Annotated in this window: 9 protein-coding genes; all 9 read right to left on the bottom strand. The window is 64.3% G+C overall.

Annotated features, from left to right (window positions below):
- Positions 1-49 precede the first annotated feature (49 nt).
- Entirely contained in the window at positions 50-4,216 is a 4,167-nt protein-coding gene (gene rpoB, locus ATN00_RS18190; protein ID WP_062067350.1) for a DNA-directed RNA polymerase subunit beta, read from the bottom strand.
- A gap of 348 nt (positions 4,217-4,564) precedes the next feature.
- Positions 4,565-5,914, bottom strand: coding sequence for a cell wall hydrolase (locus ATN00_RS18185; protein ID WP_062067347.1), 1,350 nt, complete (start codon positions 5,912-5,914; stop codon positions 4,565-4,567).
- An 18-nt stretch (positions 5,915-5,932) separates the two neighbouring features.
- Positions 5,933-6,850: a cysteine synthase A gene (cysK, locus tag ATN00_RS18180; RefSeq protein WP_062067344.1), complete on the bottom strand. Its 918-nt coding sequence runs from the start codon at positions 6,848-6,850 to the stop codon at positions 5,933-5,935.
- Complete coding sequence (locus ATN00_RS18175; RefSeq protein WP_062067334.1) at positions 6,847-8,151, bottom strand: MFS transporter; 1,305 nt, start codon at positions 8,149-8,151, stop codon at positions 6,847-6,849. The genes cysK and ATN00_RS18175 overlap by 4 nt, the downstream gene beginning before the upstream one ends.
- 162 nt (positions 8,152-8,313) lie before the next feature.
- Entirely contained in the window at positions 8,314-8,739 is a 426-nt protein-coding gene (locus ATN00_RS18170) for a hypothetical protein (RefSeq protein ID WP_062067331.1), read from the bottom strand.
- Positions 8,740-8,806: 67 nt separating this feature from the next.
- Positions 8,807-10,432, bottom strand: coding sequence for a helicase HerA-like domain-containing protein (locus tag ATN00_RS18165; protein ID WP_062067328.1), 1,626 nt, complete (start codon positions 10,430-10,432; stop codon positions 8,807-8,809).
- A 122-nt stretch (positions 10,433-10,554) separates the two neighbouring features.
- The gene (locus ATN00_RS18160; protein ID WP_062067325.1) at positions 10,555-12,078 is read right to left on the bottom strand and encodes a Do family serine endopeptidase; all 1,524 of its coding nucleotides are present in this window, start codon (positions 12,076-12,078) and stop codon (positions 10,555-10,557) included.
- Between the two features lie 112 nt (positions 12,079-12,190).
- Positions 12,191-13,036 carry a protease modulator HflC gene (hflC, locus tag ATN00_RS18155; RefSeq protein WP_062067322.1) on the bottom strand — a complete coding sequence of 282 codons (846 nt, stop codon included), beginning with the start codon at positions 13,034-13,036 and terminating at the stop codon, positions 12,191-12,193.
- Complete coding sequence (hflK, locus tag ATN00_RS18150; protein WP_197413620.1) at positions 13,036-14,172, bottom strand: FtsH protease activity modulator HflK; 1,137 nt, start codon at positions 14,170-14,172, stop codon at positions 13,036-13,038. The genes hflC and hflK overlap by 1 nt, the downstream gene beginning before the upstream one ends.
- Between the last annotated feature and the right edge of the window lie 74 nt (positions 14,173-14,246).

Here is a 14,246-nt window from a genome sequence, read left to right as displayed (position 1 = left end):
GAAGGAGGGAAGGGGCACTGCCTTTGGGAGACAGTGCCCGCAGGTTCCCTTATTCTGCCGCCTGCGCGAAGCCGTCGCCGTCTTCTTCGATCTCGTCCATCGCGGCGAGTTCGACGTTGAGGCCCAGCGAGCGCATTTCCTTGACGAGCACGTTGAAGCTTTCGGGGATGCCAGCTTCGAAGGTGTCGTCGCCCTTGACGATCGCTTCGTAGACCTTGGTGCGGCCGACCACGTCGTCCGACTTCACCGTCAGCATTTCCTGCAGCGTGTAGGCGGCGCCATAGGCCTGGAGCGCCCACACCTCCATTTCACCGAAGCGCTGGCCGCCGAACTGCGCCTTACCGCCCAGCGGCTGCTGGGTGACGAGGCTGTAGGGGCCGATGGAACGGGCGTGAATCTTGTCATCGACCAAGTGGTGCAGCTTGAGCATGTAAATGATGCCCACCGTCACCTTACGGTCGAACTTGTCGCCCGTGCGGCCGTCATACAGGTCGCTCTGACCCGACGAGTTCAGCCCCGCCAGTTCCAGCATCGCCGACACGTCCGCTTCGCGCGCACCGTCGAACACCGGCGTCGCCATCGGCACGCCGCGTTCCAGATGCTGCGCCAGATCGACGATCTGGTCCGCGGTCCGCCCGTTGATCTGGTCCGCATATTGCGGGCCGTAGGTTTCGAGCAGGCGCGTCTTGACCGCATCCGGCATGTCGCCAGCCTGCGCGTTCGGATTGGCTTCCCGCCAATCTTCCAGCGCGTGCTTGAGCTGCTGGCCGAGGCCACGCGCGGCCCAGCCCAGATGCGTTTCGAAGATCTGCCCGACGTTCATGCGCGACGGCACGCCCAGCGGGTTGAGCACGATGTCGACATGGGTGCCGTCCTCTAGGAACGGCATGTCCTCGATCGGCAGGATGCGCGAGATCACGCCCTTGTTGCCGTGACGGCCGGCCATCTTGTCGCCCGGCTGCAGCTTGCGCTTCACCGCGACGAAGACCTTGACCATCTTGAGCACGCCCGGGGGCAGTTCGTCGCCGCGCTGCAGCTTGTCGACGCGGTCCTCGAACTTCTCGACGATCGAGCGGACGGCTTCGTCATACTGTGCCTTGACGGCTTCCAGATCGCTCTGGATCTTGTCGTCCTCGACCGCGAACTTCCACCATTCGTGGCGCTCGACCTCGTTCAGCAGAGCCTCGTCGATCGCCACACCCTTGCGGATGCCCTTGGGCGCGGCCGTGGCGGTCTGACCCTGCAGCATTTCGCGCAGGCGGTTGAAGGTCGCGCGGTTCAGAATTGCGCGTTCGTCCTCGCGGTCCTTCGCCAGACGATCGATCTCCTCGCGCTCGATCGCCATGGCGCGCTCGTCCTTGTCGATGCCGTGGCGGTTGAACACGCGCACCTCGACGACCGTGCCGGCAACGCCCGGCGGCAGGCGCAGGGACGTATCGCGCACATCGCTCGCCTTTTCGCCGAAGATGGCGCGCAGCAGCTTTTCTTCCGGCGTCATCGGGCTTTCGCCCTTGGGCGTGATCTTGCCGACCAGGATGTCGCCGGGTTCGACCTCGGCGCCGATATAGACGATGCCTGCCTCGTCGAGGTTACGCAGCGCTTCTTCACCGACGTTTGGAATGTCGCGGGTGATGTCTTCCGGCCCCAGCTTGGTGTCGCGGGCCATGACTTCGAACTCCTCGATATGGATCGAGGTGAAGACGTCATCCTTCACGATGCGTTCGCTGATGAGGATGGAATCCTCATAGTTGTAGCCATTCCACGGCATGAACGCGACCAGCGTGTTGCGGCCCAGCGCCAGCTCGCCGAACTCGGTCGACGGGCCGTCCGCGATCACGTCGCCGGCTTCAATGAGGTCGCCCACCTTCACCAGCGGACGCTGGTTGATGCAGGTGTCCTGGTTGGAACGCTGGAACTTCTGCAGCGTGTAGATATCGACGCCCGATTGTCCGGCAGTGATATCGCCGGTCACGCGGATGACGATACGGGCCGCGTCGACCTGATCGACGATGCCTGCGCGCTTGGCCGCGATGGCCGCGCCGGAATCGCGCGCGACCGTGCCTTCCATGCCGGTGCCGACGAAGGGCGCTTCGGCCTGGACAAGCGGCACCGCCTGACGCTGCATGTTCGATCCCATGAGCGCGCGGTTAGCGTCATCGTTTTCCAGGAACGGAATGAGCGAAGCTGCAACCGACACGAGCTGCTTGGGGCTGACGTCCATCAATGTGATGTGGTCACGGGGCGCCATCAGGAATTCGCCCGCTTCCCGCGCGGAGATCAGGTCTTCGGCCAGCGAGCCATCGGCGTTCACTTCGGCGTTCGCCTGCGCGATGGTGTGCTTGGCTTCTTCCATGGCCGACAGATAGACGACGTCGTTCGTCACCTTGCCGTCGATCACCTTGCGATAGGGCGTTTCGATGAAGCCATATTTGTTCACGCGGCTGAATGTGGCCAGCGAGTTGATCAGACCGATGTTCGGGCCTTCCGGCGTTTCGATCGGGCAGATGCGGCCATAATGGGTCGGGTGAACGTCGCGCACTTCGAAGCCGGCGCGCTCGCGGGTCAGACCGCCCGGCCCAAGCGCCGACACGCGGCGCTTGTGGGTGACTTCCGACAGCGGGTTGGTCTGATCCATGAACTGCGAAAGCTGCGAGGAACCGAAGAACTCGCGCACCGCAGCCACGGCGGGCTTCGCGTTGATGAGGTCGTTCGGCATCACGGTCGACACGTCGACGCTCGACATGCGTTCCTTGACCGCGCGCTCCATGCGGAGCAGGCCGACGCGATACTGGTTCTCCAGCAGCTCGCCCACCGAACGGACACGGCGGTTGCCGAGGTTGTCGATATCGTCGATCTCGCCCTTGCCGTCCTTCAGGTTCACCAGTTCCTTGACCACGGCGAGGATGTCCTCGACCCGCAGCGTCGTCACGGTGTCCTCTGCGTCGAGGTCAAGGCGCATGTTGAGCTTCACGCGGCCCACAGCGGACAGGTCATAGCGTTCCGGGTCGAAGAACAGGCCCGCGAACAGCGCCTCGGCGGTTTCCTTCGTCGGCGGTTCGCCGGGGCGCATGACGCGATAGATGTCGGACAGAGCCTGATCGCGTTCCTCGGCCTTGTCGGCCTTCAGCGTGTTACGGATCCACGGGCCGGTGGTCACATGGTCGATGTCGAGCAGTTCGAGCCGGTCGATGCCCGCCTTGTCCAGCTTTTCCAGGTTCTCCGGCGACACTTCGTCGCCCGCCTCGATATAGATTTCGCCAGTCGCTTCGTTGATGAGGTCATAGGCGCTGTAGCGGCCATAGACTTCCTCGGTCGGGATCAGCAGCGTTTCAAGCCCGTCCTTTTCCGCCTTGTTGGCGGCGCGGGGCGAAATCTTGTGGCCTGCCGCGAAGACGACTTCGCCCGACTTGGCGTCAACGATGTCGAAAGCGGGCTTCTGGCCGCGCCATGCTTCGGCGAGATAGGGGATCTGCCAGCCGCCTTCGCCACGGACGAAAACGACCTTGTTGTAGAAATAGCCGAGCATGTCCTCAGCCGTCAGACCCAGCGCATAGAGCAGCGCCGTGACCGGCAGCTTGCGCTTGCGGTCGATGCGGACGTTGACGATGTCCTTGGCGTCGAATTCGAAGTCCAGCCACGAACCGCGATAGGGGATGACGCGCGCGGCGAACAGATATTTGCCCGACGAGTGCGTCTTGCCCCGGTCATGGTCGAACAGCACGCCTGGTGAGCGATGCATCTGCGACACGATGACGCGCTCGGTTCCGTTGACGATGAAGGTGCCGTTGCCGGTCATGAGCGGCATGTCGCCCATATAGACGTCCTGCTCCTTGATATCGAGCACGGAGCGGGTTTCGGTGTCCTGGTCGACTTCGAACACGATCAGGCGCAGCGTGACGCGCATCGGCGCTGCGTAGGTGATGCCGCGCTGGCGGCATTCTTCCACGTCATATTTCGGGTCTTCCAGCTCATAATGGACGAAGTCCATTTCCGCCGTGCCCGCAAAGTCGCGGATCGGGAAGACGGAGCGCAGCGTCTTTTCAAGGCCCGAAACATAGCCGATCTTGGGATCGGACCGCAGAAATTGCTCGTAGCTCTCCCTCTGGACCTCGATCAGGTTCGGCATCTGCACCACTTCGTGGATGTCGCCGAACACCTTGCGGATGCGCTTCTTCGCGCCGGTGTTGCTGATGGGGGGAAGAGCTTTGGTCGCCATGCGTTTCCTGCCTTTTGTTCGTCGCATTTTTTCGCATCGCAGCGAAAACTCAGCCTGACGGGACGATTTTCGGGCCGGATTCGACTCGATTCGCCACGCAAAAAAGTGCGGGCCGGGACTGTCCGATCCGCACTGTCAGCGTCTTGTGCACCCGCCGAACTCACCCAATTCCGCCGAAAACCGCGCGCTACCCGGTTTCGGACCCCGGTGGGATCGTGGGCCAGTCAAACTCCGCAAAAGCGGCGGATCGACCGGATTTCAGAAAGGCATATAGGATATACGTCCCGGTTTGTGAAGGGGGAGGAGGGATCGCTTCTACCCGCCTCGCCGCAAATCGCATCGCTGCCTTTATGGCTTCGCCGCCGGTGCCGCGGCGACCGGCAAGGTTGGTGGCGCGATCTTCACCGTTTCAAAGCGCTCCTTCCGCCGAACGCCCAGCAGGGCGGGAGGGGCGGGTTTCGGAGCATCCGCCACCGCGTTCGGCCCCTCTGCGATGACCGGCTCGCGCTGGCGCATGCATTCATTGCTGTTAGCGCGCGGAAACTGGGCGCAGTTCCACAAGGACCGCTGCAATCCCGTCGCCGCATTGTGGATATAGGCGAAGGTCATGCTCTCCATCTGTTCGCCCGACAAGGGCACGCTGGTGGGTGCGCTCCCCACACGCCAGCCCATGATGCGGCACTCCCGCCGGCCCGCGCAGAAAGTGCGCGCCATGACGGGCCAGTTGTCCGCCATGCTCTCCCTCGCCAGCTCGACCAGAAAGCTCTTGCCGCCCGGAACGGCTACCACCAGCCGCGCCCCGGCGATGGCATTACCCTCCACCGGCTGTTGCGGCTTCCCCGCCAGCTCGGCCGCTGTGCCGCCCACCAGCATCGACGGCGTCAGGCCAGGCATCAGGCCGGGCAGCCCCTGATGCGCTGGAGACAGGCGGGCGATCCGGCTGATGACCGGCTCGTTTGTCTCCTGCGCTTTCCGAAAGGCGGGCGGCGTCCCCCACCAGCCGCGCCAGCGGAAGAACAGATGCGTCCCCACCGCCGTCACCTTGTCCAGCGTGCCGCTCCAGTAAGGCACCACCCAGTCGGTGTGATAATGGGTGGCGTAGCCGACCGGCTTGAACACTTTGCCCGCCAACGCCTGTTGCGCGATGGCGCGTGCCCGTTCCCAGGCCGCTTGGCCCGGCGAGCGGGCCAGTGCGCCGTCGCAGGTGAAGGTGAACTGGCATCCCGTCGCTCGTTCCTGCCCCTGAAAGACGACACCGCACACCGTCTTGGGAAAAGCGGGATGCCGCACGCGATTGAGCACGACTTGCGCGACCGCCCGTTCGCCCACCGCATCGTCGCCCGCCTCATAAAGCTGGGCGGCGGCGAGGCAGTCGGTCGCGCGGGCCAGATCGTCCGCAGACCCGGTGAACTGAAAGGGCCGCGCCGCCGGATTGGGGCCATGCGAAAAGGGCACGGAAGCGTTGAGCGTCCGCGCCTGATCGCGATCGATGTCGTAAACTTCCACCGGTTCGACGGGTGGGGGCGGGCTGGGTGGGCGGATCGTGCGCTCCGCATCGGCAGCGGTGAAGCGCGGAGCCGTCAAGGGGCGTTCCCGCGCTTCCCAGCTCGCGATGGCCATCGGCAGCCCGACGAACAGCGCAAGCCAGACGAGCCACACCAGCGGATGCGGCTCCCTCCGAGGGAGAGCGTCCGTCATGCCGCTTCCGGCTTGCCCTTATTCCGGCAGGAAATCGGGAACGGACAAATAGCGTTCGCCAGTGTCATAGTTGAAGCCCAGAACGCGGCTCCCGGCGGGCAGTTCCCTGATCTTCTGGGCGATGGCCGCCAGTGTCGCGCCGGATGAGATGCCAACCAACAATCCTTCTTCGCTTGCCGCGCGCCGGGCATAGTCCTTCGCATCGGCGGGATCGACCTGAATCACGCCGTCCAGCAACTGCGTATGGAGATTGGCCGGAATGAACCCCGCGCCAATTCCCTGAATAGAGTGGGGTCCGGGCTGTCCGCCGCTGATGACAGGGGAAAGCGTGGGTTCCACCGCATAGACTTTCAGGTTCGGCCACAGTTTCTTGAGCACCTCGGCGGCCCCGGTGATATGGCCGCCCGTGCCCACGCCCGTGATCAGCGCATCGATGGGCGCATCGGCGAAATCATGGGCGATCTCCTGCGCGGTGGTGCGGGCATGCACGTCGATATTGGCGGGATTCTCGAACTGCTGCGGCATCCATGACCCCGGCGTCTGGTCGATCAGTTCCAGCGCGCGCTCGATGGCGCCCTTCATGCCCTTTTCGCGCGGCGTCAGGTCGAAACGCGCGCCATAGGCCAGCATCAGGCGCCGCCGCTCGATCGACATGCTTTCGGGCATGACCAGGATCAGCTTATAGCCCTTGACCGCGGCGACCATGGCCAGACCGACGCCGGTATTGCCGGAGGTCGGTTCGATGATCGTGCCGCCGGGCTTGAGTTCGCCCGAAGCCTCCGCCGCCTCGATCATCGCGAGGGCGATGCGATCCTTGATCGACCCGCCGGGGTTGGAGCGTTCGGACTTGATCCATACTTCCGCGTCGCCAAACAGCTTGTTGATGCGGATATGCGGCGTGTTGCCGATGGTTTCGAGAATATTGGCAGCTTTCATGAGGACTTCTCCTGGCTGATGTCCGCCTCCCTTATGTCGGGTGGGTCGAAGGTGCGTGCAAGGCGCAATTCGGGAAACAGGCGCGCCCAGACAAGGGTGATGACAATAGCGCCGATTCCTCCGCCGATCACGGCCGCAATCGGGCCGACCAGCGCGGCGAGGAAACCGGACTCCGCCTCGCCCAGTTCATTGGAGGCGGAGATGGTGAGTTGCGACAGGCTCGACACCCGGCCCCGCATGGCGTCGGGCGTGTGAAGCTGGATCAGCGATTGCCGGACATAGACCGACACCATATCGACGCTGCCCAGTGCGATCAGGGATGCGATCCCCACTTCCATCGCGATGCTCCGGGGCAGGAAAGCGGTGCAGCCGAAGGTGATGGTGGCAAGGCCGAAAAGGACCACGGCCCCCAGCATCTTGAGGCCCACTTCTTTCTTCATCGGCCGGAATGAGAAATAGAGCGCGGTGACGCCTGCGCCAATGCCGGGGGAAGCCGCCAGGTGTCCAAGGCCGGTCGATCCCACATGCAATATGTCGCGGGCATAGATGGGCAGCAATGCGGTCGCGCCCGCCAGCAGCACCGCGAACAGATCCAGCGTGATCGCGGCCAGCACCAGCCGGTTGGTGCGGACATAGGCGAAGCCGTCGATCATCTGGCGGATCGGATGGCGGCTGGTGTCGCGCGGCGGCTGCGGCACCGGCCCGATCAGCATCATGCAGATCAGCGCCATGGCGAACAAGGCCGACGCCAGCGCATAGGCGCCCCATGGCTCGGCTGCGTAGGCATAGCCGCCCAATGCGGGCCCGGCGATCATGCCCGTCTGCCACACGACGCTGGAAATGGCGATGGCGTTGGGCAGCACTTCGCGCGGCACCAGATTGGGCGCGAGCGCGCTATAGGCCGGCCCGTTGAAGGCGCGGGCGATGCCGACGATGGCCGCGATGCAGAAGATCAGCGGCAGGCTGATCCAGCCTTCCCATGTCGCGAAGGCGAGCAGGCCAGAGGATAATGTCAGCAGCGTCAGCGTTACGCGCGTAATGATGCGCCGGTCGAAATGATCGGCGACCCACCCCGTCACCGGCGTCAGAAAGAAGAGCGGCACGAACTGCGCGAGGCCGATCAGGCCAAGCTGGGCCGCCGCGCCCGATGTGCTCATCGTCTCGCGGGCGACGTTATAGGCTTGCCATCCCAGCACGATCATCATGCCATATTGGGCAAGCACCGCTGCGAAACGGCCCGCCAGATATGCGCGGAAATCGGAATAGTGAAGCGGATGCCGCGGCGCGTGAGGGGACGTCATGCGCTTTCCTTAGCCGCGCCGGGTTGCAAACGGCAACCATATGGCAAGGAAAGGGAAGCAGTAATTCTTGCTGCTTCCATGCCCGCGCTTTGGCGGTCACGGAAACCCCGATTCCTCTGCGGCCTTGCGGGCCGGAACCTGCAAGGGGAAGGCCGGGCGATCCTATTCGTCGCGGCGCAGCAGGATGCCCGTCACCGAACCGTTACGCACCGAGCAGACGAACGGGACAGATGAATCGGTCGCGGGAGCCACCATGCCTTCCACTTCCCAGCCGGTCGCCATGCTGTTCGCGCTGGGCGTGCCGATGATCTTCGCGCCCGCTCCCGCCTGTGCGAGCGCCTTTTGCGCGCAGGCGTCACGCGCGCCGTGGGCCGTCGCGATGGAGCCATAGCCGGAGCCGGGCGAAACATAGGGTTGCCGCTTGGCGTCGCGCTCGGCCTGCCGGTCGCTGGCGATGTCGCTCAGGATCGCGGCGCCGACGGCGCGATGCAGATCGCCGTGGCTTTGGGCGAGGGCCGCCGTCCCGGCCGTCAGGCCAAGGGCGAGAGCCGTCATCGTGAAAACTGTCCGCCGCGCTGCCAAGGTCATGCCGTCCTCCCTGTCTGGACTGCTATGATACCGTCATCATCGGCGCGGGAAAAGCGGTCATACGCGGCTATTTGAACAGCCCCCCCAATATGCCCCGCACCAGCTTGCCTGCAATCCCGCCAGAGCTACGGCTCGACCCGCCAAAGACGGCGCGGCCAAGCTCATTGGCCACCTGGCGCCCGACCGAGGAAGCAGCGGAGCGCGTGGCGGACTGGACCGCCTTGTCGAGGGCCGATGGCTTGGCCGCTTCCCGCTGGGCCGCCGCATCCCGCCGGGCCTGTTCCTTCAACTCCTGCTCGCGCTGCTTGGCTTCGACCTTGGCCTGAGCGGCGGCGGCCTTGTCGGCTTCCGCCTTCGCCTTGGCCGCTTCGGCAGACGCAGCGGCGGCTTGCCCGCGCGCGGCGAGGATTTCCTGCGCCGACTCCCGATTGACGGCGGCGTCATATTTGCCCGTGCACGGCGAAATCGACTGGATGATCGCGCGTTCCTTGGCATCCACGGGGCCAAGCCGCGACCGGGGCGGGGCGATCAGCGTGCGTTGCACGATGCTGGGCGATCCGTCTTCCTGAAGCAGGGAAACCAGCGCTTCGCCGACCTTGAGTTCGGTGATGGCGGTTTCGACCTTAAGGTCGGGGTTGATGCGGAATGTATCCGCCGCCGCCTTGATCGCTTTCTGGTCGCGGGGCGTAAAGGCGCGCAGGGCGTGCTGCACGCGATTGCCAAGCTGGCCCGCCACGGCTTCGGGAATGTCGATCGGGTTCTGGGTGACGAAATAGACGCCCACGCCCTTGGATCGGATGAGGCGAACCACCTGTTCGATCTTGTCCTCCAGCGCGGGCGGCACATCGTCGAACAGCAGATGCGCCTCGTCGAAGAAGAATACCAGCACCGGCTTGTCCGGGTCGCCCACCTCCGGCAGCGTTTCGAACAGTTCGGAAAGCAGCCACAGCAGAAATGTGGCGTAGAGCTTGGGGCTCTGCATCAGCTTGTCGGCAGCCAGGATGTTGATATAGCCGCGGCCCTTGTCGTCGATCTTCAGGAAGTCATGGATGTCGAGCGCCGGTTCCCCGAAGAAATGCGCGCCGCCCTGGCTTTCGAGCTGAAGGAGCTGGCGCTGGATCGCGCCCACGCTGGCCTTGGTCACATTGCCATAGCGCGACGACAGGCTGTCCGCATTGTCCGCGCAATAGGCCAGCATGGATTGCAAATCGGCAAGGTCGAGCAGCAGCAACCCTTCCTCATCGGCATATTTGAAGGCGATGGACAGCACGCCTTCCTGCGTTTCGTTCAGGCCCATCAGGCGCGCCAGCAGCAGCGGGCCCATTTCGCTGACGGTGGTGCGGATCGGATGGCCCTGCTCACCGTAAAGATCCCAGAAGATCGCGGGATTGTCGGCATAGCTGTAATTTTCGATGCCGATTTCCTTGGCCCGCTCGACCAGCTTGTCGGCATTTTTCGCCGTCGGCGATCCCGCCATGGCTATGCCCGACAGGTCGCCTTTCACATCGGACAGGAACACCGGCACGCCCAGCGCGGAAAAGCTTTCGGCGATCCCTTGCAGCGTCACCGTCTTGCCGGTGCCGGTCGCGCCAGCGATCAGGCCATGGCGGTTGGCGCGCCGCAGGTTCAGATATTGGGGCAGGCCGCCATCCTTTTCCGGCGCGCCCAAACCGATGAAAATGCCGTCGCTCATTGACCCACGCTCCCTCGAAAAAACATTGGGCCGCGCTTGCCGGTTCAGCCCGCTCCCCGTTTATGGGAAGGGGAACTGATCCGGCAGGCGCGGCCCATCATGATCCGCTGTCCTGCCCAGCCTTATTTGTCGCGAAGCCGCACGGGCAGGAAGATCGGCGGTTGTCCGCGACGCAGCACCTGCAACAGGATCGCGCTGCGGCCCTGCGACGACACCTGCTTCACTGCCGCATCCAGATCGGACTGGCTGACGACGGGGCGGTTGTTCGCGCTGATGATGACGTCGCCGCGACGCAGGCCCTTCGCCCCCGCATCGGTGGAAGCGTCGACCGCCGTGATGACGATGCCGCGCGTATCGGCCGCGATGCCCAGCTGCCGGATGATGCTGGAGGTCAACGGAATGGCGGAAATGCCGAGCGACTTCTGTGCGGCCTGCCCGTTATCCGATCCATTGTCCTGCTGGCCAAGCGCATCGTCATCCTGCTGCTGCGCGAAGTTGTTGAGCTGATCTTCGGGCGGGCGTTCGCCGACGATGGCGGTGACATTCTGCCGCTGGCCGTTGCGGATGATGACGATGGGCACGCGCGCCCCGATCGCCTGATTCGCGACGATGGACGACAGATTCTGGTCCGGGGTCACTTCCTGCCCGGCGACGCTGACGATCACATCGCCCGCCTTGATCCCTGCTTTGTCCGCGCCCTTGCCCGGCTCGACGCTCTGGACGAATTCGCCACGGTTCTTCGCCAGCCCCAGGGAATCGGCCATGTCCTCGCCCAGCGGCGTGATTTGGATGCCCAGATAGCCGCGCTTGACGATCTGCCCCTTGCGAAGCGTTTCGACGATGGGCGCCGCCTGCTCCGATGGAATGGCGAAGCCGATGCCGACATTGCCGCCCGAAGGCGACAGGATCTGGCTGTTGATGCCGATCACGTTGCCGGCCATGTCGAACATCGGGCCGCCGCTATTGCCCTGGTTGATGGACGCGTCGGTCTGGATGAACTTGTCATAGGTGCCGCCGGTGCCGCGATGCAGGGCGGAAATAATGCCCGCCGTCACCGTGCCCGAAAGGGCGAAGGGATTGCCGATGGCCACCACCCAGTCGCCCACGCGGGCGCGGGTGCTGTCGCCGAACTTGACGAAGGGCATGGGCTTCTTCGCGTCGATCTTCAGCACGGCGATGTCGGTCGCCGGATCGCGGCCGACCAGCTTGGCGGGATATTCCTCGCGGTTGGTGAGCGTCACCGTGATCGAATCGACGCTCGCGCCTTCCGCGCCCGCGGACACCACATGGTTGTTGGTGACGATATAGCCGTCCGGCGAGATGATGAAGCCGGAGCCGAGCGATTGCGCCTGACGGGTCTGTGGCTGGCCGCCTCCGCCTCCACCCTGGCCAAAGCCGAACAGGTCGCCAAAGGGCGTGCCGGCGAAGGGGTTCTGTACCTGTACGCGCTGCTTGGTCGAAATGTTGACGACGGCGGGTTGAAGTTTTTCCACCATGTCGGCCAGACTGGCGGGCGCTCCTGCGGGCGCGGCGGCCTGCATTCCTTCATTTTGCGCGGTCTGCGCGCCGACATTGGGGCTTGAGGTGACGGCGATGGCGGTGCCGCCAAGCAGCAGGGCGCCGGTAATGGCATAAGCGTAACGCACTCGTGACGGTCCTCTCATGATCTTCGGGAATGGAAGGGCGGGACTCTAGGAGAGTCCTGGATGCGCCGCCCTGCCTTAACCCATATTGAATGACTCTGGTTCCGTAATGACCTCATCGCCCCTGGAATTGCCGGAGGAATTCATTGTCGCGGGACAGGACCATATTGGTCTGCCCCGGCTTGTCGGTCGCGAAGGTATAGCGATAGGACTGCATCGCCCGATAGAAATCGTAGAATTGCGGGTCCTTGCCAAAACTTTCGGCATAGATGCGGGCGGCGTTCGCGTCTGCTTCGGCCCGGATGATCTGGGCCTGTTTGGCGCCCTGCGCGCGGATGGTGAGCGCTTCCTGCTCGCGCGCGGTCCGCATCCGGGTAAAGGCGCTTTCCAGCGGCGTGCCGTCGGGCAGGTCGGCGCGCTTGATGCGGACATCGACGATTTCCGCGCCATATTGCCGCGCGACGCGGTCGAGGCCCGCTTCGATATTCTGCATCACCTGGCCGCGCTCGGGGCTGAGCAGCGCCGCGAAAGGCCGCTTGCCCAGTTCGTTGCGAAGCGCCGAGCCGAGTATGGGCCGCAGCGCGTCGGACACGCGTTCCTCGCTTCCCGCCGCGATATACATGCGAAGCGGATCGACGATGCGGTAACGGGCAAAGGCGTCCACCTGCAAGCGAAGCTGGTCGGTCGACAGCACCTGCTGCCGCTCCATCTCGACCGACAGGACGCGCTTGTCGATCCACACGATCTGGTCGATGAACGGCCAGCGCATGATGACGCCCGCGCCGGTTTTCCCGAAGGTTTCGTTCGGACGATAGCGGTTGATGATCGCCTTGGGATCGCCGAAGCGCACGACCACGCCCTGCTTGGTTTCCGGCACGATGGCGATGGTGCTGCCAAGCAGGAGCAGCAACGCGATGGCGATGAGCGCGATGGCGATCGGATGGCGTTGGAATGCGGGCATCACTGATCCCCCTCGGCCTGCGCGGCGTTGCCTGGCGCGGCGGTGGCGGCCTGCGCCCGGCGCTTGAGTTCGGGCAGCGGCAGATAGGGGGTGACGTTGCCGCTTTCGACGATCGTCTTGTCGACGTTGGACAGAACGCTCTCCATGGTTTCATAATACATGCGGCGGCGCGTGACGTCCGGGGCGAGCCGGTATTGCTCGAACACCTTGTCGAACGCGGCGGCCTCGCCCTGCGCCTTGGCCGTCACCTGCTGGGCGGCGGCGCGTGCTTCGTTGAGGTAGGTCTGCGCGGTTTGCTGCGCGGCGGAGACCGCCTTGAACGCGTCATTGACTGCGGTGGGCGGATCGGCCTGCTTGATCGCGACGCCCTGCACGCGGATGCCGGACCTGTAGCCGTCGAGGATTTCCTGCATCCGCAATTCGACCTGCTGTTCGATCTCGGTGCGGCCCGCGCCCAGCGCGTCGTCCAGGCTGACGCTGGCGACGACCGAGCGCATGGCGCTTTCGGCGACTTCGCGGACGCTCGCGTCGGGATCGGAAAGCTGGAACAGATAGAGTTCGGGATTACGGATGTTCCAGCGGACCGAATAAGCCAGGTCGATGATGTTCTGATCGCCCGTCAGGACGAGGTTTTCGCTTTCGGCGCTGGTCGATCCGATGTCGATGGTGCGGATTTCCTCGACATCCACCGTCGTCACATTCTCGAACGGTGCGGGCAGCGTCAGGCTGATACCGGGCGAAAGCGTGCGGCTATATTTGCCGAGCAGCGTGACGACGCCGCGTTCCTGCGGGCCCACGCGGTGAAAACATGTAAGCGCCAGCCACAACAGAATGAGGATACCGATGGCGAGCGGCCACAACGCCTTCCCATTGGCGCGGGGCGGCAGTCCGCCCAGCCCGCCGCCACCGCCCGAACCAAAGCTCTCGCGGCTGCGGCGCAGCAGTTCCTCGATCGCGGAGGGGCCTTTCTGCCCGCCCGATTTGCCTGGCTGGGTCCACGGGTTGCGCGGGCCATCGTTCCCCCCGCCGCCCTTGCCCGGTCCGTCATTGCCCTCCGGCCCGTCGCTTTTACCGCCCCATGGCCCTTGGACCATGGCGCTCGCGATGCCGGGCATCCACCCGAAAATTCTCTTCATGAGGTCTCTATAGGAAGGCTGAGCGGCGAAAAACAGTGCCCATCGTCGGGAATATTGTTTGAAAGCATTTCCGG

Source organism: Sphingobium baderi, assembly GCF_001456115.1.
GTDB lineage: Bacteria > Pseudomonadota > Alphaproteobacteria > Sphingomonadales > Sphingomonadaceae > Sphingobium > Sphingobium baderi_A.
The sequence above is the reverse complement of the archived record's forward strand: the minus strand, read 5'-3'. Positions and strand labels throughout refer to the sequence as shown.